We start from the raw sequence: 21,897 nt of genomic DNA on the forward strand, positions 1-21,897 counted from the left end.
AAATAGCTTCGAAGAAAGAGGTAACGGTATGTCGACTGAGCAGAAGATCAAGGGCTCGACCAGAGCCTATTCCTACTATTTATTGAAGGATCGCATCCTACGCCTGGAGCTTCCACCAGGAACGAAGATCTCAGAGAAAGAAATTGCCGATGAACTGAATGTCAGCAGAACTCCGGTCCGCGAGGCGTTTATGAAGCTGGCTGAAGAGGAGCTGCTTGATATAATTCCACAGAGCGGTACTCTGGTCTCCCGAATTCATCTTGCTCATGTAGAGGAAGGCAGATTTATCAGGGAGAAGCTGGAGAAGGAAATCGTCGAGCTGTGCTGTGAGCATTTTCCTGAGGAATTCAAGTTCAAGCTGGAAACGAACATTGCGATGCAGGACGTATGTGCAGATAAGAAAAACTACCAGAAGCTCTTCGAGCTCGATGAAGAATTTCACCAGATTCTTTTTCACGGCACCGGAAAGCAGCGGACCTGGAAGATGCTTCAGCAGCTAAACATTCACTTCAATCGCCTAAGACTGCTCCGGCTGCTATCGGATTCCAACTGGGAGGACATCATTTCGCAGCACAAGCAGATCTATCAGTTGATTGTGAAGAAGGAGAGAGAACAGGCCAGAAAAATGATGGAGAATCATCTGCGGCTTGTCGTTGTAGATCAGGATATATTGCGTGAGAAATACCCGCATTATTTTGTGTGAGGAACGCTTTAGGCTAGGCACAATTTCAAGCAAGGTAAGGGAGAGGAGTTTCACGTCATGGCACAGAACACACAGCTTCCACATTCTGCTGCGGACCGCGGCTGGCTTAGATACGAGAGTAAGGCATCATGGCAGGGTTCTTTTGAAATTTCTAAAATTGGATGTAGGGAACGTTCTCAAATTACAGAATCAGCCATTCGGGAGCTGCAATATGGCATCTCGGAAATGTTCGGTGTACTTCCTGAAGTACTGGACTCTACCGATACGCTAACAACAGGCTGTATTCGTTTAGCTGTCGTCCATGAGGAGCTACCGCAAGAACTTGGTGCAGCTCCATGGGCGCAAGAGCTTAATAAGGAAGGATACGTACTAAAGTCTTTTTCCGATAACAGTGCAGCAATAAATTCTCTTTATGTTGTGGGAAAGACCGATAAAGGACTGCTGTATGGAACATTCCATTTGCTTCGTCTGCTACAAATGGGAGAGAATTTAAGTGAGCTTCACATTATAGAGAATCCGAAGAACCAGCTGAGAATGATGAACCATTGGGACAATATGGACGGTTCCATTGAGCGGGGTTATGCGGGTAGATCTATTTTCTTCAAGGATCATCAGTTTGTTACTGATGATGCACGAATTCGTGATTATGCCCGCCTGATGGCGTCGATTGGAATCAATGGTATTGCGATTAACAACGTGAACGTACATGAGGTGGAAACACGGCTGATCACACCGGAATTTTTGCCGGATGTGGCGAAAGTGGCGGGGATTTTTAGAGCGTATGGGATTAAGACGTTTCTTAGTGCCAATTATGCCAGTCCGATTCAGCTTGCAGGGATAACTACGGCTGACCCGCTCGATGAGAAGGTTGCGGCTTGGTGGAAGGATAAGGCACAGGAAATTTACAGCTACATACCCGATTTCGGGGGCTTTGTCGTTAAGGCGGATTCTGAGGGTCGTCCGGGACCGTTCACCTATAACCGGACACATGCAGACGGATCCAATATGCTCGCTGAGGCACTTGAGCCCTTTGGAGGGATTGTAATCTGGAGATGCTTTGTCTACAACTGTCTTCAGGACTGGAGAGACCGCAAGACGGATCGGGCCCGTGCCGCGTACGATCATTTCAAGCCGCTTGACGGACAGTTCAAGGATAACGTGATTCTCCAGATCAAGAACGGACCAATGGACTTTCAGGTTCGGGAAGGGGTGTCCCCGCTTCTCGGAGCCATGCCGCATACGAACCAAATTCTGGAGTTCCAGATTACTCAGGAATATACCGGACAGCAAAGACATCTATGCTACCTGATTCCACAGTGGAAGGAAATCTTTGATTTTGATACTTACGCCAAGGGAGCGGGATCAGAGATTAAGAAGGTTGCGTCAGGTGAATTGTATCCGTATAAATACAGTGGAATTACGGCGGTCATTAATGTGGGTGATGATCATAATTGGACGGGTCACACGCTTGCCCAAGCAAATTTATACGGCTATGGCCGATTAACCTGGAATCCGGATTTAGCTGAAGAGCAGATTACCTCTGAATGGATCAAGCAAACCTTTGGCTCTAACCCTGCAGTGCTCGAGGCGGTGAGTACGATGCTTCAGGATTCGTGGCCCATCTATGAGAGCTACACTTCACCGCTTGGTGTAGGCTGGATGGTTAACCCGGAGCATCACTATGGACCTAATGTGGACGGCTATGAATATTCCAGGTGGGGAACGTATCATTTTGCAGACTGTCATGGCATCGGTGTCAATCGGACGGTCAAGAATGGAACCGGATATACAGCACAATATTTCCCGGAAAATGCTGAACGGTACGAATCACTAGAGACCTGTCCGGATGAATTACTGCTCTTCTTCCATCATGTACCGTATACGCATGTCCTGAAGTCCGGCAAGACGGTCATTCAGCATATTTATGACACTCACTTTGATGGTGTGGAAGGCGTTGAAACGTTGATTCGGCGCTGGAGCAAGCTTGAGGGACAGATTGATTCGGAGCGCTATCAGGGTATAATGGAGCGTCTGGAAGGACAGCTTGCTCATTCGAAGGAATGGAGAGATATCATCAATACTTATTTCTATCGTAAGTCAGGCATTTCAGATGAGCTTGAACGTACGATTTATGCTTAATACTAATTTGGGGAAATATGCTACAATAGCTGTCAGAGCGAAGCTCGGCAGCTATTTAGGTTGTTCACAGATGATCAAGAAACCATTTAAACAGATTAACATGCAATAATATGGGAGAGTAAAAGGAGGGCATCATGACGATCATCATATGGTCGATTGTAGGCGTTATCGTGCTGGTGTGTGCAGTTATGTTCATTGGCGGCATGCGTTTTAGACATGAGCTAAATAACACAGGAGCCGACTATTTCATTCAATTTATTGAAGAGAATAAAGACAGTCCCCGCTTCTCAATGGTACTTCAATATAATCAGGCGAAGCTGATCGAGCTCCGTCCCGAGGAGCCGCTTCCGCTCGCCAGCACGGTTAAGATCATCATTGCTATTGAATATGCAAGACAGGCAGCAGAGGGACGAATCGATCCTGAGATGGAGGTAGAACTGAAAGCGCTGAACCAATATTATGTTCCCAAAACCGATGGCGGCGCGCATGAAGCCTGGATCGCTCACTTAGGATTAAAGGAAGAGTCAGATACCGTACCTGTAAGTGAGATAGCTTATGGAATGATTGCCTTCAGCTCCAACGCCAATACGGAGTATCTCATGGATCTGCTTGGATTGGATTCCATTCAGAAGCTAATAACCGAGTTGGATTTACAATATCATGAGCCCTTATATCCTCTGGTCAGCTCATTATTTGTCGCTAGTGATCTAATGAAGGAACAGCAGTTAACCAAGGGAGAAACACTCTCCGCACTTAAGCAGATGGACCTGGCAGAATATCGCCTTGCAGCAATACAAATACATAACCGAATATCCAGTTCACCTTTAACCGCAGAAGACAAGCAGAAGCTTAGCAAATGGCTCAGTCTGGATGTCCAGAAGGTTTGGTCTGACCGGCTGCCCCGTTCCACAACACGGGATTATGTATCCATTATGGAGAAGCTGAACAGCAAATCTTACTTCTCTAATGAAGCGCATCAATATCTTGATCCCGTTATGGAAGGACTCATGCGAGATTCCCGCAACCAGGAATGGCTTCAGCATGCAGGTCAAAAAGGAGGCTCTACGATGTTTGTCCTGACGAATGCTATGTATGCGACAGATAAGGAAGGGAATACACTAGAGCTGGCTATATTCATGACAGATCTGACCTGGAAGGAACAAGCCAAGCTATCGCATAGTCTGAACAGCTTCCAATTAAAGCTGCTGACAGATGAGACGGTCCGGGAGCATTTGAAGGGGATTAAATGATCCGAAGGGGAGTTCAGTGCTAGTGATACTGCATATCATCCATAAAAGAACCCTTCCTGTTGGAAGGGCTCTTTTATAATTATAGGAAGCTGATGGCTTCAAAGTGTTACATCATGATATTACTGCTCTTGCTTCAGTAATGACTTGTACGCCGATTTTACCGTATGCTCAATTAAGGTCGCGATGGTAACGGGGCCGACACCGCCAGGTACAGGTGTGATGGCAGAGGAGTGCGGCAAGCAGGCATCATAGTCGACATCACCGATGTTCCCTTTGTTGTAGCCTGCATCAACGACAACGGCTCCTGGCTTGATCCAATCTCCTTGTACAAAATTCGGTTTACCTACGGCAGCGACCACAATGTCTGCCTGTTTCACAATCGCTTCAATATTTACCGTTCTGGAGTGGCAGGTCGTCACCGTTGCATTGCGATTCAGCAGCATCGCGGATACCGGTTTGCCGAGGATCGGACTGCGGCCGATGACTACGGCGTGCTTGCCCTCCATTGAAATGTTATAGAAGTCAAGAATGCGAATAATGGCCTGCGGTGTGCAGGATGGATAATCTGCTTCGCCAAACGCGTTCAGTGCATAACCAAGCGTCGTTACTCCGTCTACATCTTTTTCAATGCTGATCGTGTCAAAGCATGCTCTTTCATCAATATGATGCGGAACCGGATGCTGCAGCAGAATTCCGTGAACGGAAGGGTCTTGATTCAGCTTGTTGATTTCTTGAATGAGTTCCTCTGTCGTTGTCTCGGCAGGAAGCACCACCTTGATCGATTCCACCCCGATTCGTGCACAAGCATTTCCTTTCATACGTACGTAAGTTGCCGAAGAAGGATCATCACCAACCAGAATGGTAGCCAGACACGGCTGGATTCCCTGCTCCTTCAGTTCTTTCACCTTTGCTCCCGTTTCTTCTCTCATGTAATCTGCTACCGTTTGACCGTTCAGAATCAGTGTGTTGTCGCTCATCATCACATCGCCCTTTCCAAGTAAAAAAGAGGCAAGGGAAACTTAAGTTCCCTTACCTCTGCCCAGGCGTACGGCTATATCTAATCACATGCTCCCTCACGGTTCACCGTGTACGCCAGTTACATGCGACGATCTTAATTGTAATGTATAAGTGAGACCTCATATGAAGAAACAATGGAATAATCGAAGCTCACCCCATGATGGTACTTCATTTTGTCGAATTGTTCAATAGGGATGCACAAGATTTGGAATGATGAGCTATATTCCAGCTTCGGTATAATTCATATAGGTAGTTGATATAGTTTCAAATTCTCGGGTTCGATGAGTTTCGAAAAGGACTCCATTAAACATTTTTATAAAACGTGCTATAAAAATAAACTGTCGTCCGTCTTATGTATAGCTGCAGCTGAAAGGAGACGTTAAACATATGGAAGGACAGGAAATCGACGTTTTCCGTACAGTGTTCGACGAGCATTATCCTATTGTACGCCGAAAACTGATGGCTCTGATCCAGGATGAAGCCGCCGCGGAAGATCTTGCGCAAGAGGTATTTATTCGGCTGTATCGGAATCCGCCAGATGATCCGGCTGCGATTGGTGCATGGCTTCATCGTGTACTGACTCGCATCGGATATGATTATATGAGTAAACAAATACGAGAACGGAAGCTCAAGGAGAAGCAGGAGCAGTATTTTGATAGAAGAGAGCAGCTCCTGTCCTCTGGAGAAGAGATTGTACTGAAGCGTATGGATCAGGAGGAAGTACGTGAATGGATGGACGAGCTGCCGGAGCGCGACAGACAGCTGCTAATGCTGAAATACTCAGGATACAGCTATGCAGAGATAGCGGAAGAGCTGAATGTAAGGCCTCCTCTTGTCGGCTCGATGTTAAGCAGAGCTACAAGCAAGCTGAGGAGAAAGGTTCAAGGAAAGTCCGCGCCACAGTCCTGAGGATATACCAATTAGCATAGTAAGGAGTTGAACGTGCACATGACATCAAAGCCGAACGGAAAAGACGAGAACAAGCAGCTTGAAGATGCTTGGAACAAGCTGGCGTCAAGGCTGGAAGAAGAAGAAATGAGCCCCAAGTGGTCAGCATGGTCCATGGAGCGTGGAAACGGGCCTAAGGCAGCACATCCATTAAAGGAAGATGTATTAAAAGGTGTATTACAAAATGAAATCAGGGGAGAGAGATACGATATGACGGATCATCAGAATCAGGAGAAGCAGACCGCTGTTGTAAAGAAAAAGCATCATATGAAAAAGCCGGTTAAGAAGTGGCTCAGCATAGCAACGGCGGCGGCTGTGGCAGGAGTCATGATCGCGACTCCGCTCGGAGATAAGGCGCTTGCCGCGATACTAAACCAATTCCGTATGGATGAGGTAACGGTAGTTAATGAAGGAGATGTTATGGACTTCTTCAACTCAGTATCTGGAGGAAGCAATTCATCGGACTTTATCAACAAGCATGGTTCGTTTACGAATGCATATGGACCTGAACTCAACAATGAAAAATTAAGCTTACAAGAGATTGAAGAGCTAACCGGGCTCACAGCATATGAGAATGATATTTTCAATGTAGAAAGTTATTATGCATTTACCTCACAGACGATTACGATGAAACTGAACATTAATGAAGTTAACACGACAATGGCGCGGCTTGGTGCCAAGGAATTAATGCCTGAATCTCTCGATGGGAAGCCAATTACGTTCCATATCCCAGCGACGCTGCATCAATATTACCATGCAGATACAGATGGAGAGGAGCTGTACGCTTCGTTATCTCAACAGAAGCTTCCATCAGTAGAGGTTGATCCTTCTGTCTCAGTAGAGGAAGCGGTCAAGGCAGTGCTGGACTTCCCGATGCTGCCAGATAATCTGAAGACAGCGATTAAATCAGACAGTATCTTGTCCGGCAAGCTTCCAATGCCAGTGTTCACGGATGGAGATGCCGAGAAGGTGGAAGTGAAGGAAGTGCCGGTCGTTATTGTTGAACAAGATTATGTATCTTCAACTGGGAAGCCTGTTTATACAGCTACATGGACGCAAGATTGCGTATTGTTCAATTTGTCCGGCGACTCGTTGTTTGATTCCAAAGACAAACTGCTCGCACAGGTGGAGGAGATGATTACGGAATGACGGCCGCCATTCACACCGAAGGTTTAACCAAACAATTTAGCAACGGACGCGGCTGCCGTGACGTATCCATTACGGTCCAGGAAGGGGAAGCCTTTGGCTTCCTCGGACCGAATGGAGCAGGCAAGAGTACTTTCGTTAAGATGCTGGTAGGGCTTACCTATCCAACGGGCGGCAGTGCATCGATCTTTGGACATCCGATTCACTCCGTTGAAGCCAAAGGACAAATTGGCTATTTGCCTGAGCTGTTCCGATATCAGGAGTGGCTGACCGGCGAAGAGGTCATGAAGCTTCATGCCAAGCTGTGCGGCGTTAGCTCTTCCGATGCAAAGCGGCGCATTCCTGAGCTGCTGGATGAGGTTGGACTTGGCAGCCGGGGCAAAGGCAAGGTAAAGGATTATTCCAAAGGAATGCAGCAGCGCCTCGGACTCGCAGCAGCGCTCGTAAGCGATCCGAAGCTGATCTTCCTGGACGAGCCTTCCTCCGCACTTGATCCGGTCGGACGCAAGGAGGTTCGCTCCATATTGCAACGACTGAAGGCTCAGGGAAAGACGATATTTCTGAATTCCCACATGCTTGAAGATGTCGAAGCCGTGTGTGATCAGATTGCGCTGTTAAACAACGGGGAGATTTTACGTACCGGCGATGTGGGCTCTGTCCTGCAACAGAGGATCACTTATCGGTTTAAAGTGGGTGGCTATACGCCAGTGATCCTGACCTGGCTGCAGGAAGAGACCGGGATTGAGATACAGGTGGACAGTAAGACGGTAGGATCGTTGCCCGCTTCTCAAGAACAGCACTCCACCTGGCTTGTCGCTGAGCTCGATAACGAGGAGCAGGCAGGCTGGATCAACTCCCTCATTATGGAGCAGGGGATGACACTCTATGAAGTGAACAGAGTAACCGGCAAGCTGGAGGATTGGTTCCTTACCGCCGTATCGGGACTTAGCCATCGGGGGGAACACGAATGATACTGATTATGAATATGACCTGGAAAGAGATGCTGCGTAAGCGTGTCATGATCCTTGCAGGCATTCTTTCCATTCTATTTTTGATAGCTTATTGGTTCATTGGAGCGGCGATTGCTGACAGCAATCGGTCCAGTGGCTTTATGACAGGAAGTAACTTGATCACTGACTATGCCAGTGGCGTACTGATGATGATGATCGGTTTTTTCTTCGCCGGATTCGTTGTGGCACTGCTGTCCATCTTCAGTTCCTTCTCCTCCATAGCAGGTGAGGCCGAACAGGGTGTCATGCAAGCTCTTCTGCCAAGACCCATCCCTAGATGGAAATTTTATATTGGCAGATGGCTTGGTTATGTATCCTTGTTATTGTGTTATACACTCGTGCTGTACACAGCCATTATGATCATCACCGATATCCATGCAGCAATCCCGCAGGATCCCATGGTTCATATCCAGGCATTCTTATTGTATGCGCTGGTCATTGTACTGCTGATCTCGTTGACCATGCTGGGCTCCACAAGGTTCTCTTCCCTTGGTAATGGTGTATTTATGACGATGCTGTTTGGCGCGGGCTGGCTTGGCGGTATGCTTGAGAAGATTCGAAGCATAGGGATTATTGATATTATGGATGCGGAGGTAGCTGTCAAGCTGTCCAATATCTCTGGACTGATGTCGATGCTGATGCCTGTCGATGCGCTTCAACGAAAAATGCTGCACGGTTTAATTGGAATGGATGAGCTAGGCGGGCTAGTCGATATCAGCGGCATGGTAGCCGAATTTTTTGTTGGTAATCCGCCTTCCGGCACATTTGTTGTGTATGCTCTCATCTACACAGCCATCGTATTCGTATGGGGCATTCTTCGCTTCCAGCGGAAAGATTTATAAATTGAACAAAAAGGCCATCGCGAAGAACGACGAAGCGGTAATCCTTACTGTTGCAGGTGAGGTCATTATGGATTCGGATTCTTCCCGAGGGTCTTTTTGTTGATTAAAAAAGAGATTGCCTAAAATGGATGGTTTTGGTATGATAGTGTCCTTCTCTCGCATTTCACCTTGTCTGAAGTGGACGTATGAATCAGCGTCTCATCAAGCTTATCGGAGGTGTATCAAATTGCTCTATTTCACCCTGGCTCGAAAGGCCTACGCACGAAACCTGCAGTATCGCAGTGCACATATGGTGCACAATATCGCCAGTGCCTTGTTCGGCTACTTGTATGCCTGTATCTGGATCGGCATCGGTCGTGACAATGCGCTCGGTGAATACGGAACCTACGGGATGGTCAGTTACATTGCGTTCACGCAAGCGTCCTTGTGGGTTACGACATTCTTGACGAGTGGACTCGGTATCCCTGAGACCGTACGGACAGGGCATATTGCCATGGATTTAATGCGGCCCGTCCACCTGTTCACTCATCTGATGAGCCGGGAATGGGGACAGGTGCTGTACCAGTTTATATTCAAATCCATTCCGATCTACCTCGTTTATCTCATTGCATTCAACCTGCAGCTTCCTACAGATGGCATGACTTACATATGGACAGCAATGAGTCTGCTTGGAGCTGCCTACATGGGAATATGCATCAATTACATCATTGGTGCTACAGCCATGTGGACGACGGAGTCGGCTTGGCTGCAGTGGACTCATCATGCACTCGTAAATTTGCTTGCCGGATTCTTTATCCCCATTGAATGGCTGCCGGAATGGCTGCAAAGCGTTGCCTGGCTGTCACCTTATCCTTATCTTCTGTATGTACCCACCCGGATCTATCTAGGATACCCGGATGCTCATCTGCTTGCAGGTACCGTGATTTGGGGTGTGCTGCTCACCTTGCTTTGTTTCCTTGCGACCTATTTTCTAAGACGAAAAGTGGAGGTGCAGGGCGGATGAAGCAGAACAAGCTGACAGCATACTTTGAACTCTATTCTCTTCTCATACGTACCAGCGTCAAAAGCTCCATGCAGTACAAATTTAATTTCTTTCTAGGCTCCTTGCTTGCCGCGCTCATTCAAATTGCGGAATTTCTCATGATTGCCATCGTCCTGAACCGATTCGGAGCCATTCAAGGCTGGTCCATCTATGAAGTCGGGTATTTGTTTGCCATGATGACCTTATCCAAAACGGTGTACCGCTCACTTGCCAATGAAGTGCACCATCTGGAGAGATATCTGGTCAGCGGGGACATGGATCAGCTGCTCACAAGGCCGCTGCCCGTATTGTTCACGTTATTGCCTCAGCGCTTCCGGATTATGCTTGGTGAATGGCTGCAGGGAGGCTTTGTGTTCGGCTGGTCCATTTACGGCATGATGAACTCGGGGCAGATCAGCTGGGTTGCCATCCCGCAGTCACTGTTTATCATTCTTACCGGATCGGTCATCTTGTTCTCCATCGGTCTTGCTACGGCTACGCTCGGATTCTGGACGACACGGATCAGCGAGCTGCAGACGTTTACTGAGGACGCAGCCGGAACGGCGGCAAGGTATCCCATATCACTGTATCCCAACTGGCTTGCTTCGCTGCTCCTGGTAGTCCTTCCTGTGGGACTGGTCAATTATGTACCGGCACTTTACATTTTACGCGGTGAGGTCGGACCTTGGGTGCTTGGACTCGTACTGGGTGCGGCATTCGTGTGCTTGGCAGTAAGCCTCAGGTTCTGGAGTTTTGGCATAACGAAATATCAGAGTACAGGAAGCTAAAGGAGGAATCACTCACAATGATTGAAGTTCAGCAGCTGCACAAAGAATTTAAGATACCAATTGTACAGGAAGGCAGGTTCTCTGGCCTGCGTACCTTTTTCTCCAGGCAATATCATGTAAAAAAAGCAGTGACCAACATCAGCTTCACAATTCAACCGGGTGAATTTGTCGGCTACATCGGTCCAAACGGTGCCGGGAAATCGACAACAATTAAGATGCTGACCGGCATTCTCCATCCCAGCGCAGGTAAGGTAACGGTGAGCGGGATGAACCCGCATGAACAGCGCAGACAGGTCGTTAGAAGACTGGGTGTCGTATTTGGACAGCGCAGTCAGCTGTGGTGGGATCTGCCCGTCCGAGACAGCTATGATATTCTTGCCAAGATGTACCGGGTGGAGGATACCGATAAGAAGAGGCGCATTGATCAATTCTCCGAGCTTCTGGATCTGAAGGAATTCTGGGATACACCTGTGCGCAAGCTGTCGCTTGGACAGCGGATGAGGGCAGACCTCGGAGCAGCCATGCTGCATGAACCGGACATTCTCTTTCTAGACGAGCCAACGATCGGACTTGATGTTAATGCCAAGCGAAATATTCGCTCCTTCCTGAAGCTGCTTAACGAGGAACTCGGCAAAACGATCCTGCTGACAACCCATGATATGGACGACATTGAGCAGCTGTGCAGCCGGGTCATGGTGATTAACCATGGACAGCTTACCTATGATGGAACGGTTCAAGCTTTGCGCGATAATATCGGACTTCCTACTATTATAAAAGTATCGTATCGGGAAGGGTGCTCTATTCCTCCATCTGCAGACGTGCATAACTACCCTATGATGAAATTGTCACAGATAACGGGGAATACGATTACCGTTGAAGCCAATCGAAGCAAGATCACCACCATGGAGATCTTGAAGGAGCTGGGTGAATGGGGTGAGATTGAGGACGTCGAGATGCAGGAACCGGTTTTTGAAGATGTAATTCATAAAGTATATTGAAGTGTCATAACACGAAATTTCATTTAAAAAAGAGGATCTCCCGCAGCAGCAAGGCAGGGGACCCTCTTTTTTACATTACATAGACCACTTATACGATCAAAGAGTTCTATAATGATGATTCACGCTCATACTTGTTGCTGCCGGGCAGGCGTTTAATTTTGTTCCAAGCGTCAATGGCTTCCTTTCGACTCTTTCCCTCATTAGCGGGATCAGCAAAAAAATCCCGAGTAAATTGATTGTATTCAAACTGGGGAGCAATCGTTTTTTTGTAAGCAGGGTCTTTTTTTCGGTATTCTTCCTCCTGCCAAGCTTCGACGACGTCACGGTACGTGTTACCGATATTGCTCTTAAAGTAATTCTGTATATATGTAGAGAAATGAAATTTAGGGATGACGGACTTAAAAAAGGCCCTTACTTCTTGGCTGCAGCGATGATGCTCTGTAATGATCGTCTCAAGACTTAAAGGGGGATGCTGTTCTGTCTTCCGGGCCGAGTTCTGTTTCCTAAGAGGGCTTCTAATCTCGCCTGTTTCCAGAAAAACCTCGATTCGATCGGCAAGTTCTGTCTTTGAACCAGATGCACTCATTCCATGTGTTCTGCAAAAGTCCTGTAATTCTTCTTTTAACCAATAATAGTCTTTAAAGCTATGTACACTAATGTCATCTGTTAGTTTAGGTCTCATACCGTATTCACCTCCTATATGTATACTAATACAAACATATGTTCTTGTAAATCAACAGGATTGTTCAACATTTAGGGCTTGCTTTTTTGTCACTTTTTTAGGACGATAACAGAGGAGAGTGGAATCCGCTTTCATCTGCGAATTGAAGAGTAGAATCAAGCATTAGTGAAGCAGGATAGCAAGATTCCTAAAACGTTTTAGGTAAATTATAAGGAAGTAGGATGATGGCACCCCCTGCACACCTATTTCGGTATAAAAAAATACAAGCTTGGAGGAAAGCACATGTTCTTAACGTACAATCGTCCGGCCAAGGAATGGACGGAAGCTCTTCCCATCGGAAATGGTAGAATGGGCGCTATGGTATTTGGGCGGATGGAGCTGGAGAGACTGCAGCTGAATGAAGACACGTTATGGTCTGGTCCACCGAAGGAAACGAATAATCCGGAGTCTCTTGAAGTATTGCCTGAGGTACGCCGGTTGCTCAAGGAAGGCAAGTATGCAGAAGCGGACAAGCTAAGCAAGAAAATGATGGGTGCTTATACTCAGTCGTATCTCCCCTTCGGTGATCTGAACATCAGCTTTGATCACGGAGATATCGGCTGGAATTACAAACGCACATTGGAGCTGAATGAAGGCGTGGCTACGACTCAGTTCCAAATCGGGGAGACGGTGTATACCCGCGAAGTATTCGCCTCCTATCCAGATCAAATTATTGTCATGCGGATGGAGTCCAGTATCCCAGGAAGATTAGGGTTTAAGGCAAGCTTCAGCAGCTTGCTTCGACATGAGCAGTCTTCCGATGGAAATCACGCCGTTCTATCCGGATATGCACCAGAAGTAGTGCACCCCAGCTATTATCCTGCGGACAATCCGATCCGATATGGTAAATCTGGAGAAACGGATGCCATGCGTTTTGAAGGAAGAATTGCAGTAACCCATGAAGGCGGGACATCCAAGGTGGATGCATCAGGTATTCGTATAGTGGATGCAGACAGCGCTACTATATACTTGAGTATGGCAACCAGCTTTAATGGTTATGACCGTTCACCGGGTAAAGACGGCAAGGATGAATCGGCTTGTGCGAAGGAGCATCTGGATAACGCACTGAAGTACAATTATACAGAGCTCCGCGCACGCCATGTAGAAGATTACCAAAGACTGTATCAACGGGTGGAGCTGGATCTCGGACCAGGGCTTGCACCAGCTGATCTTCCGACAGATGAACGGATCGTAGAATATGGAGGCAGGGATCCTTATCTGGTGAATCTTCTCTTCCAATATGGCCGTTACTTGATGATATCCAGCTCCAGACCAGGAACTCAGCCTGCGAACCTTCAAGGCATTTGGAACCACGAAACGAGAGCGCCATGGAGCAGTAATTATACATTGAATATCAATGCGGAAATGAACTACTGGCCGGCGGAGACAGCCAATCTGTCCGAATGTCATGAGCCGTTGATGGATCTGATTAAGCGTCTGTCCGTCAACGGCAAGAAGACGGCGGAGATTCATTATGGAACAAGAGGCTGGACGGCTTCCCACAATACCGATCTGTGGGGACATACCGCTCCTGTAGGGAACTTTGGACATGGCGATCCGGTGTGGGCATTGTGGCAAATGGGCGGCGTATGGCTCTGTCAGCACTTATATGAGCATTATGTATTTACCAAGGATGAGGATTTCCTAAGAAATACAGCGTATCCGATCATGAAGGACGCCGCGCTCTTCTGCCTGGATTGGCTCATTCCGGATGAGAACGGGATGCTCGTGACCGCACCTTCTACCTCGCCGGAGCATCGATACAGAATCGACGGTGAGCTGTATGGGGTGACAACAGCAGCGACCATGGATCTTGCTCTTATGTATGATTTGTTCACCAATATTGCTGAGGTGAGCGAAGTCTTGGGAGAAGATGCTGAATTTGCGCAAGAAGTCCTCGCAGCCAGAGATCAGCTGCCGCCGCTGAGAATCGGCAAATATGGTCAGCTGCAGGAGTGGCTCCATGATTATGAGGATGAAGATGTTCACCATAGACATGTATCCCATCTATTTGGGGTATATCCTGGACGCCAAATTACCGAGGGGCTTGCACCGGAGCTTCTTCAGGCTGCACGCGTATCACTGGAGAGACGCGGTGACGGTGGAACAGGCTGGAGCCTTGGCTGGAAGGTTGGTCTGTGGGCACGATTCCAGGATGGAGATCGGGCGCATCGCCTTGTGTCCAATCTGCTTCAGCTCGTTCGTGACGGCTCCGAAAGATACGAGAGCGGCGGGGTGTACCCGAACTTGTTCGACGCACATCCACCATTCCAAATCGACGGTAACTTTGCGGCAACCTCAGGCATTATTGAGCTGCTGCTTCAATCACATCAAGGCTATGTAGAACTTCTTCCTGCTCTGCCGCAGGCTTGGGAGAAAGGTTCCATCCGTGGACTTCGTGCTAGGGGCGGCTATGAGGTTGATCTTGCATGGGAAGGCGGACAGCTGTCTGCAGCTGAGATTCGTGCCGATCATGATGGAGTGTGTGCGGTTCGGACGAGAGCTGCCGTCATTAAGATAACCAATAAAGCCGGCGAAGAAGTACAGGCAGAGGTCAAGGAGAACGGAGTTCTGGTCTTCCCTGTACAAGCTGGAGGAGCTTATATCCTCAGCATTCAGGGATAGAAGTAAGAACAGGCTATACAGAAAAACGCGACACATCGCGTTTTTTCTGTTAGACCTCTACAATAGTTTTACATAGGACGCGTTCCTATTCTTGCGATTCCTCTGTTGGATTTCTTCAAGAACGCAATGGTGTGTTCTTTAAACACGCTCTGAGGCAAATGATCAATGGCATCCTCTGCAAGGGCCAGCGTCAGGTTCTTACGGAACAGGAGGGAATGTATCTGCTTGATCATTCGAATGTCATCCCCCGACATGCCTTTGCGTCTTAAACCGATGAGGTTGATGCCGTAGATTCTGGCATGATCGCCGCTCGCAAGTGAATAGGGGACAATATCTTGAGTGACACAGCTCCCGACACCAATCATGGAATATGCGCCAATCTTGCAGTATTGATGAACACCAACCAAGCCCCCAAGTGTAACCTCATCTTCGATCTCCACATGACCTGCAATCTGCACACTGTTGGAAATGACGATATGATTTCCCAGGACCGCATCATGTGCAACATGAACATAGTTCATTATAAAATTATGATTCCCTACCCGTGTGACTCCGCCGCCGGAGCCTGTTCCTTTGGCTATCGTTGCATACTCTCGAATTGTATTATGATCCCCGATGATCAGCTGTGTTTTCTCTCCGTTATATTTAAGATCCTGGGGAGGAGAGCCGATAATAGCACCCTGGTATACATGATTGTGTTCACCCAGTGTAGTATTCGAACCGATTCGCACATGACTTTCAATGGTACATCCATTTCCTATCCTTACGTGTTCCTCAATGATGCAATAAGGGCCGATCTCGACTTGATCTCCAATAACAGCGGTAGGATGAATGATCGCAGTAGGATGAACCGTTGTAGTAGGGAGAGACATGGTTATTCCTCCTTCGTCAGCTTCTTTATGCTCTTCTCTAAGGAGTCTAACTGCGTGCTGAATCTCTTCAATGTATGCGGAAGACGTTCAATAGCGGCTTGCTTTCTCAGTTGTTCATGGTGGGGACGGGCATAGTAGCCCGAAATGAGGGATTGTGCAGGTACATTCTTCGTAATGTTAGACTTGCCCAAGATCGTGGAGTGAGCCCCGATGGTGAGGTGACCCACGACTGCAGATCCACCGGCCAGCACGACATGATCCCCGATGGAAGCTGAACCTGCAATTGCAGTTGTACCTGCGATAATACAGTGTTTGCCGATGTGAACGTTATGAGCAATCTGGACCAGATTGTCGATCTTCGTTCCCCTTTCAATAATAGTGGGGTCGATTGTTCCGCGGTCTATCGTAGTATTGGCACCGATCTCGACATCATCATGAATGACAACATTGCCGACATGAGGAATTTTTACATGCTGCTGCCCATCCCACTCGTAACCGAATCCATCAGAGCCAATAACGGCACCGGAATGAATAATGACGTTGCTCCCGATACAGGTATCTCTCAGAATCGTGACATGAGGATGAATGAAGCAATGATCTCCAATCGTAACATGATCCCCAATAAAACAATTCGAGGAGATCCGTGTTCCCTCACCGATCGATACGTTCTCTTTGACAACGGTACCTTCATCAATCTGTGTGCCCTCCCCGGCTTGGAGTGAACAATCGACCATCGAAGAAGAGATAAGACCGTTTGCTCTAGTCTCCTGTAGAAACATGTTCATGACATGAATAAAGGCAAGCCGGGGGTTTTTTACCCGGATCACAGGCAGGTGCACATCGGTAATCTTCTCGGGAACCACGATGGCTGAGGCTCGGCAGTCTATTAATTTGCTTATATTTTTCTCCGTTACATAAGTGATTTGTCCACTCTCTGCACTGGATAAGGAAGCGATGCTATGTAGGGTCACTTCTCCGTCACCGATTAACTCTCCGTTCAGTTCCTGTGCAATGACTTTAAGCTTGTACTCCATCTTTGCTATCTCCTTGTGAATACAGATTGTTCATGATCTCCCGTGCCAAAAGAGTGTTTAGACGGTGGGAAGTCCGCACGCCTCTAACCTGGGCTAGAACAGGAGGTGCCAGTGCCAGATCACCCATCACATCGAGCAGCTTATGGCGGGCAAATTCGTCCGGGTATCGAAGGTCTGACATAATTCGGTCGTTACCGATGAGTACTGCGTTGTCCATGGATGCGCCTTGGATTAGGCCTTTGCTTCTCAGCAGGTTTACTTCTTGTTCATATCCGAAGGTGCGTGCCGGAGAAATTTCGCTTCGATAATCATGGATGGCAGGGTTAAAATAAGCAGTTTGATTCGTCAAAAAGGGCAGCTCATGATCGTTCGTAAACTGGATCTCATAGGCTATCTCTTCAGCAGGAATGGCTTCCAGATACGAACGGCCGATCTGTACTCGGACGGCTTTGGTTAAGCGCATGTATTTCTTGGGGGCATGCTGCTCTACGAGCCCGGTCTCGGCGATCCTGTCGCTGATCATTACAGAGCTGCCATCGAGGACGGGGATCTCTTCACCATCTGCTTCAATAATCGCATTATCAACTCCCATGCCGCGAAGGGCTGACATGACATGCTCGACCATCGAAATAGAATAGTGACGTTCATTAGCGAGCTGTGTGCACCGATCGGTCGATGATACATTATACGGCACGGCGCAGATGATCTCGCCAGGGGATAGATCCGCTCGTCTGAAGCGAATTCCACTGTCTGCTGGAGCAGGATGTAGGGTCATGGATGCCGGAATTCCGCTGTGCAGGGTTATGCTGTTCAGTTCAATAGGTTGGGCAAGTGTGCGCTGATACTCCATTACATCCTCCTTTCTATTAGAATATTATAGATTAATTCACGAATATTGGTAAATATGTTGTGACTTTTCTGCAACAATTGAGAGATTTGGAAATAAGAGAAACACTGATTTTTGAACAATAAACTCTGTTATTTGAATGGTGGTACGGGAAGGGCATGTCTATAATTTGGGGTGGCTGATCACTATAGGATGAAGAGGTGTTAAGATGGCATATTTCAGTATGGGACTGTTCCAAAAGATCGCTGTGACGGGCATAAGTGTGATCTTGATCACTACAGGAGGAATTGCATCTGCAGCTAATGATATAAGCAGGAAGGGGAAACCGGACATGGACAGGCGTATTCAAATGGAATATCTGGATCGCGGGCTTATCGCTGTACCTGCCAATAACGGTGTATTTCTAAGCTGGAGACTGCTTGCTAACGAGGCAACCGGCAGTAATGAAACGGGGCTTACGGGTACGGACTTCAACATATACCGGGATGGTAAAAGAATTGCCCAAGTGACGGACAGTACGAATTATCTGGATCCAGCGGGAGAGACAGATTCCAGCTATTACGTATCTGCCGTTGTGAAAGGCGAAGAAGTCGATCAGAGTGAGGCCGTTATACCGTGGGGGAATTCTTATTATGATCTTCCACTCCAGAAGCCGCAGGACGGTATTACACCGGCAGGGGAGGCCTACACCTATTCAGCTAACGACATGAGTGTAGGAGACGTGGATGGAGACGGCAAGCTAGAGTATTTTGTAAAATGGGAGCCGAGTAATGCGAAGGACGTGTCCCAAGTCGGCTATACAGGCAACACTTATATTGACGCTTATACTTATGAAGGCAGACTGCTGTATCGTATAGATCTTGGTGTCAATATTCGGTCGGGAGCCCATTATACTCAGTTCCTTGTATATGACTTCGATGGGGATGGCAGAGCCGAGCTCATGTTCAAGACTGCCCCGGGTACCAAGACTCTTCGTTATAATGACCAAGGGGATGTCATATCTGAGCGGCATATTACGATGCTGAAGGAAGACCTTGCTGCAGGCTACTCTAATGAGGATGATTATAGACTTAGCGCTGAGGGCTACTATGAGCATATTGTCGAGATGTTCATGAACTGGCATGAATATGAGGAGGTTAAGGATGGAAGCTGGCCGCAAACACTGGAGGAAGCCTTCGGAATTGCTCCAGCTTATGATTATCCTTTATCCCGGGAGGATGCGGGGCATCTAGCTGATCATTTCATGGACGTATTTGCTCCTTCCAAGGATGCCAATCGGAATAAATTCCGGCAATTTGAAGGATTTATATTATCGGGTCCCGAGTATTTAAGCGTATTTGAAGGAGAGAGCGGAGAAGAGCTTGAGACCATACGTTACAAGCCGGGGCGGTATGATGACGGACTGCGCTGGGGAGATTACGCGATGAACCGGATCGAGCCGGGGAACCGGGTGGATCGATTTCTGTCCGGCGTAGCTTATTTGGACGGAGAACAGCCCTATGCAGTATTTGCGAGAGGCTACTATACCCGGACAACACTGGTCTCTTACAGCTGGGATGGAGAGAAGCTGAATGAGTACTGGTACGTAGATAGTGGATGGACACCGATGACGAATCCGTTCAGAGATGGTCCGCATGGTAGAGCAGGTACAGATCCTGAGTACGGGCAGATTACAACGCAAGGAGCCCATTCACTCAGCGTAGCGGATGTAGATGGTGACGGCAAGCAGGAGATTGTATATGGCTCGGCTACCATTGATCATGATGGTTCTGTCTTGTCGAATTCGTCATCTGTGATGCCGCCGCAAAGCGCCAATCCTGGGGCTGTAGCAGGCTTGGGACATGGAGATGCACTGCATGTTGCTAATATTGATCCAGCTCGCGAAGGTCTTGAAGTGTATATGGTGCATGAAGGCGGGGCCTATGCTCCCTATGGATATGCGCTTAGAGATGCGAGGACAGGTGAGGTTATCTACGGCGCTTATACCGGACGTGATACCGGACGCGGCATGATTGGAGATGTAGATCCGGATCATCCGGGACTTGAAACATGGGCTGTCGGATTGTATACAGCAGCGGGTCAGAAGATTAGTGACACGGCCCCGGGTACCAACATGAGCATCAAATGGTCCAAGGATATGACGACCCAGCTCATAAACGGCTCATTAGAGAATACGCCGACCATTGATGATTGGAAAAAAGGAACGGTGCTGACTGCAGAAGGAACCCGTACAAATAATCATACGAAGGGCACGCCGTCCCTTGTGGCGGATGTCTTTGGAGATTGGCGGGAAGAGATGTTAGTCCGTACGGCAGATAGCAGCGCAATCCGTATTTATTCCAATACGGAAGTGACAAGTCACAAGCTGCACACCCTGCTGCATGATCCGCAATATCGTGCAGGTGTAGCTACGCAGAATACGGGCTATAATCAGCCGGTGTATACAAGTTACTATTTTGCGTCCGATATGGATTTTGCTCAGGTGAAGCTTCCGAATCTATCCATTGCCGGGCTGCTGCCTGTGCTGGAGCAATTACATGATCAATATGCAGAAGAAGGAGATTTGTCAGGAGCTGTAGTGAAGCAGCTGGCCAATACGCTAGAACAAGCAGTGCATCATTATAATAAAGGAGCTTATAAGCAAGCATCTTCCTTCCTGGAAAAATATATGGCAGAGCTGGACAAGCGAGGCGGCAAGGACAAGATTAGCGAGCGGGCAAGGCTGAACCTGACTCATCATGCCGAGCTGTTGTTGGATGAATGGAAGCAGAAATAAGGTAGTGAATATAAGGATACCCCATGGATCGGGATGGACAACAGTGTCTATCCGCAATTCATGGGGTTGTTTTTTATGTGGATGTAATCCTTGGATCAATGATCTGTCTATCCCAATCTCGGCCCCATTTCAACAGATTTCAACAAATTTCATCATTGCAGTGGCGTAATCTCTCATCCTATGTTATGATGTTTTCATTCTGCTAATATGGTAGCGGACTAAAGCGTTTGGAAATGGATGCAATTTATTCTATATTTAATATACATCTAGTGGAGGGAAACTCGTGAAAAAGTCAGCATGGTTACTTATGATAAGTATGTTCGTTCTTGTATTGAGCGCCTGCTCAACAAGCGGACAGGATGAGAATACACTCGTCATCGGGATTGATGATAAGTTTGCACCGATGGGATTCCGTGATGAGAGTAATAACATTGTCGGATTTGATATTGATTATGCAGCAGCAGCGGCCGAGAAGATGGGCAAGGAAGTAGAGTTCCAGCCGATTGATTGGTCTTCCAAGGAATCGGAGCTGAGCAGCGGACGCATTGATCTGATCTGGAATGGTTATACCATTACTGATGAGCGCAAAGAGAAGGTGCTGTTCACGAAGCCTTATATGTCAAACAGTCAGGTCGCTGTTGTGCTTGCAGATTCACCACTTGCTTCATTGGAAGAGCTTGAAGGTAAGAATATCGGATTGCAGAAGCTCTCTTCTGCATCGGATGCGCTGAGTGCACACCCGATTAACGAGAAGGTTGGTACGGTATCCGAGTTCCCGGATAATGTACTTGCTCTAAGTGATCTGAAGAGCGGCAGATTGGATGCTGTTATTATAGACGAGGTCGTTGCGAAGTATTACATGTCTCTAGAAGAAGGGACTTACAAGCTGCTGGATGAATCACTGGCTCCTGAAGAATACGGAATCGGTGTGAAAAAAGGAAACGAAGCGCTTCTGAATGAGCTGCAAAGTGCTCTTGACGAGCTGAGTGAAGATGGAACAGCGGCCAGCATCTCCGAGAAATGGTTTGGAGAGGACAAAGTATTAAACTAGGCAATAATAAAAAGATGATATGCTGGAAACCGGGTGATGGTTTATCCCGGTTTCTTTTACTTCAATGAATGGAATCATGAATCCATAATCCGGATTGTAGGAGTCGAAG

18 protein-coding genes and 1 riboswitch are annotated in these 21,897 nt (G+C 47.7%); of the genes, 13 read left to right on the forward strand and 5 right to left on the reverse strand.

The window, feature by feature from the left end; genetic code table 11:
- The first annotated feature begins 28 nt into the window (after nucleotides 1-28).
- From TCA2_RS20310 to TCA2_RS20320, 3 genes are all read left to right on the forward strand, one after another.
- Complete coding sequence (locus tag TCA2_RS20310) at nucleotides 29-703, forward strand: GntR family transcriptional regulator (RefSeq protein WP_047913432.1); 675 nt, start codon at nucleotides 29-31, stop codon at nucleotides 701-703.
- Between the two features lie 57 nt (nucleotides 704-760).
- Nucleotides 761-2,842, forward strand: a complete 2,082-nt coding sequence (locus tag TCA2_RS20315) for an alpha-glucuronidase family glycosyl hydrolase (protein WP_047913433.1) — start codon at nucleotides 761-763, stop codon at nucleotides 2,840-2,842.
- A 134-nt stretch (nucleotides 2,843-2,976) separates the two neighbouring features.
- Nucleotides 2,977-4,092, forward strand: a complete 1,116-nt coding sequence (locus TCA2_RS20320) for a serine hydrolase (protein ID WP_047913434.1) — start codon at nucleotides 2,977-2,979, stop codon at nucleotides 4,090-4,092.
- A 119-nt stretch (nucleotides 4,093-4,211) separates the two neighbouring features.
- Here TCA2_RS20320 and TCA2_RS20325 read toward each other — a convergent pair whose 3' ends face one another.
- A complete protein-coding gene (locus TCA2_RS20325; protein WP_047913493.1) occupies nucleotides 4,212-5,069 on the reverse strand; it encodes a bifunctional 5,10-methylenetetrahydrofolate dehydrogenase/5,10-methenyltetrahydrofolate cyclohydrolase in 858 nt (285 codons plus the stop codon).
- 53 nt (nucleotides 5,070-5,122) lie between these two features.
- Nucleotides 5,123-5,202: riboswitch (ZMP/ZTP riboswitch) on the reverse strand.
- A gap of 294 nt (nucleotides 5,203-5,496) precedes the next feature.
- Between TCA2_RS20325 and TCA2_RS20330 the strand changes: the two genes are divergently transcribed.
- The 7 genes from TCA2_RS20330 (at nucleotide 5,497) to TCA2_RS20360 (ending at nucleotide 11,862) form a co-directional block, all read left to right on the forward strand.
- Nucleotides 5,497-6,018, forward strand: coding sequence for a sigma-70 family RNA polymerase sigma factor (locus tag TCA2_RS20330; protein ID WP_047913435.1), 522 nt, complete (start codon nucleotides 5,497-5,499; stop codon nucleotides 6,016-6,018).
- Between the two features lie 39 nt (nucleotides 6,019-6,057).
- Nucleotides 6,058-7,206, forward strand: a complete 1,149-nt coding sequence (locus TCA2_RS20335; protein WP_047913436.1) for a hypothetical protein — start codon at nucleotides 6,058-6,060, stop codon at nucleotides 7,204-7,206.
- Complete coding sequence (locus TCA2_RS20340; protein ID WP_047913437.1) at nucleotides 7,203-8,174, forward strand: ABC transporter ATP-binding protein; 972 nt, start codon at nucleotides 7,203-7,205, stop codon at nucleotides 8,172-8,174. The genes TCA2_RS20335 and TCA2_RS20340 overlap by 4 nt, the downstream gene beginning before the upstream one ends.
- Nucleotides 8,171-9,055 (forward strand): ABC transporter permease subunit, encoded by an 885-nt coding sequence (locus TCA2_RS20345; protein ID WP_047913438.1) that lies wholly within the window; start codon nucleotides 8,171-8,173, stop codon nucleotides 9,053-9,055. The genes TCA2_RS20340 and TCA2_RS20345 overlap by 4 nt, the downstream gene beginning before the upstream one ends.
- A 226-nt stretch (nucleotides 9,056-9,281) precedes the next feature.
- Nucleotides 9,282-10,058: an ABC-2 family transporter protein gene (locus tag TCA2_RS20350; RefSeq protein ID WP_047913439.1), complete on the forward strand. Its 777-nt coding sequence runs from the start codon at nucleotides 9,282-9,284 to the stop codon at nucleotides 10,056-10,058.
- Nucleotides 10,055-10,864: an ABC transporter permease gene (locus tag TCA2_RS20355; protein ID WP_193746100.1), complete on the forward strand. Its 810-nt coding sequence runs from the start codon at nucleotides 10,055-10,057 to the stop codon at nucleotides 10,862-10,864. Before TCA2_RS20350 ends, TCA2_RS20355 begins: the two co-directional genes overlap by 4 nt.
- Before the next feature lie 17 nt (nucleotides 10,865-10,881).
- The gene (locus tag TCA2_RS20360; protein ID WP_047913440.1) at nucleotides 10,882-11,862 is read left to right on the forward strand and encodes an ATP-binding cassette domain-containing protein; all 981 of its coding nucleotides are present in this window, start codon (nucleotides 10,882-10,884) and stop codon (nucleotides 11,860-11,862) included.
- A 106-nt stretch (nucleotides 11,863-11,968) separates the two neighbouring features.
- Here the strand turns inward: TCA2_RS20360 and TCA2_RS20365 are convergent, their stop codons facing one another.
- Nucleotides 11,969-12,544, reverse strand: coding sequence for a DUF6434 domain-containing protein (locus tag TCA2_RS20365; RefSeq protein ID WP_047913441.1), 576 nt, complete (start codon nucleotides 12,542-12,544; stop codon nucleotides 11,969-11,971).
- Between the two features lie 282 nt (nucleotides 12,545-12,826).
- Here TCA2_RS20365 and TCA2_RS20370 point away from each other — a divergent pair, with 282 nt between their 5' ends.
- Nucleotides 12,827-15,208, forward strand: coding sequence for a glycoside hydrolase N-terminal domain-containing protein (locus tag TCA2_RS20370; protein ID WP_047913442.1), 2,382 nt, complete (start codon nucleotides 12,827-12,829; stop codon nucleotides 15,206-15,208).
- 68 nt (nucleotides 15,209-15,276) lie between these two features.
- Here the strand turns inward: TCA2_RS20370 and lpxA are convergent, their stop codons facing one another.
- The 3 genes from lpxA to lpxC are packed head-to-tail and all read right to left on the reverse strand — an operon-like array spanning nucleotide 15,277 to nucleotide 17,964.
- Nucleotides 15,277-16,080, reverse strand: coding sequence for an acyl-ACP--UDP-N-acetylglucosamine O-acyltransferase (gene lpxA, locus TCA2_RS20375; RefSeq protein ID WP_047913443.1), 804 nt, complete (start codon nucleotides 16,078-16,080; stop codon nucleotides 15,277-15,279).
- A 2-nt stretch (nucleotides 16,081-16,082) separates the two neighbouring features.
- Complete coding sequence (lpxD, locus tag TCA2_RS20380) at nucleotides 16,083-17,114, reverse strand: UDP-3-O-(3-hydroxymyristoyl)glucosamine N-acyltransferase (RefSeq protein WP_047913444.1); 1,032 nt, start codon at nucleotides 17,112-17,114, stop codon at nucleotides 16,083-16,085.
- Nucleotides 17,098-17,964 (reverse strand): UDP-3-O-acyl-N-acetylglucosamine deacetylase, encoded by an 867-nt coding sequence (gene lpxC, locus TCA2_RS20385; protein ID WP_052512247.1) that lies wholly within the window; start codon nucleotides 17,962-17,964, stop codon nucleotides 17,098-17,100. Before lpxC ends, lpxD begins: the two co-directional genes overlap by 17 nt.
- A gap of 205 nt (nucleotides 17,965-18,169) precedes the next feature.
- On the opposite strand from lpxC, the gene TCA2_RS20390 reads away from it, so the two are divergent.
- Nucleotides 18,170-20,737, forward strand: a complete 2,568-nt coding sequence (locus TCA2_RS20390) for a rhamnogalacturonan lyase (protein WP_047913445.1) — start codon at nucleotides 18,170-18,172, stop codon at nucleotides 20,735-20,737.
- Between the two features lie 307 nt (nucleotides 20,738-21,044).
- Nucleotides 21,045-21,788, forward strand: a complete 744-nt coding sequence (locus TCA2_RS20395; RefSeq protein WP_090726409.1) for an amino acid ABC transporter substrate-binding protein — start codon at nucleotides 21,045-21,047, stop codon at nucleotides 21,786-21,788.
- Nucleotides 21,789-21,897 lie beyond the last annotated feature (109 nt).

Source organism: Paenibacillus sp. TCA20 (assembly GCF_000732325.1).
GTDB lineage: Bacteria > Bacillota > Bacilli > Paenibacillales > Paenibacillaceae > Paenibacillus > Paenibacillus urinalis.

Bases quoted from the DNA above. Each gene is read 5' to 3' on its own strand.
- TCA2_RS20340 (WP_047913437.1), top strand. From the start codon at position 7,203: ATGACGGCCGCCATTCACACCGAAGGTTTAACCAAACAATTTAGCAAC.
- TCA2_RS20345 (WP_047913438.1), top strand. From the start codon at position 8,171: ATGATACTGATTATGAATATGACCTGGAAAGAGATGCTGCGTAAGCGT.
- lpxD (WP_047913444.1), bottom strand. From the start codon at position 17,114: ATGGAGTACAAGCTTAAAGTCATTGCACAGGAACTGAACGGAGAGTTA.
- lpxC (WP_052512247.1), bottom strand. From the start codon at position 17,964: ATGGAGTATCAGCGCACACTTGCCCAACCTATTGAACTGAACAGCATA.
- TCA2_RS20395 (WP_090726409.1), top strand. From the start codon at position 21,045: ATGATAAGTATGTTCGTTCTTGTATTGAGCGCCTGCTCAACAAGCGGA.
- TCA2_RS20335 (WP_047913436.1), top strand. From the start codon at position 6,058: ATGACATCAAAGCCGAACGGAAAAGACGAGAACAAGCAGCTTGAAGAT.
- lpxA (WP_047913443.1), bottom strand. From the start codon at position 16,080: ATGTCTCTCCCTACTACAACGGTTCATCCTACTGCGATCATTCATCCT.
- TCA2_RS20310 (WP_047913432.1), top strand. From the start codon at position 29: ATGTCGACTGAGCAGAAGATCAAGGGCTCGACCAGAGCCTATTCCTAC.
- TCA2_RS20330 (WP_047913435.1), top strand. From the start codon at position 5,497: ATGGAAGGACAGGAAATCGACGTTTTCCGTACAGTGTTCGACGAGCAT.
- TCA2_RS20370 (WP_047913442.1), top strand. From the start codon at position 12,827: ATGTTCTTAACGTACAATCGTCCGGCCAAGGAATGGACGGAAGCTCTT.
- TCA2_RS20390 (WP_047913445.1), top strand. From the start codon at position 18,170: ATGGCATATTTCAGTATGGGACTGTTCCAAAAGATCGCTGTGACGGGC.
- TCA2_RS20360 (WP_047913440.1), top strand. From the start codon at position 10,882: ATGATTGAAGTTCAGCAGCTGCACAAAGAATTTAAGATACCAATTGTA.
- TCA2_RS20320 (WP_047913434.1), top strand. From the start codon at position 2,977: ATGACGATCATCATATGGTCGATTGTAGGCGTTATCGTGCTGGTGTGT.
- TCA2_RS20315 (WP_047913433.1), top strand. From the start codon at position 761: ATGGCACAGAACACACAGCTTCCACATTCTGCTGCGGACCGCGGCTGG.
- TCA2_RS20355 (WP_193746100.1), top strand. From the start codon at position 10,055: ATGAAGCAGAACAAGCTGACAGCATACTTTGAACTCTATTCTCTTCTC.
- TCA2_RS20325 (WP_047913493.1), bottom strand. From the start codon at position 5,069: ATGAGCGACAACACACTGATTCTGAACGGTCAAACGGTAGCAGATTAC.
- TCA2_RS20365 (WP_047913441.1), bottom strand. From the start codon at position 12,544: ATGAGACCTAAACTAACAGATGACATTAGTGTACATAGCTTTAAAGAC.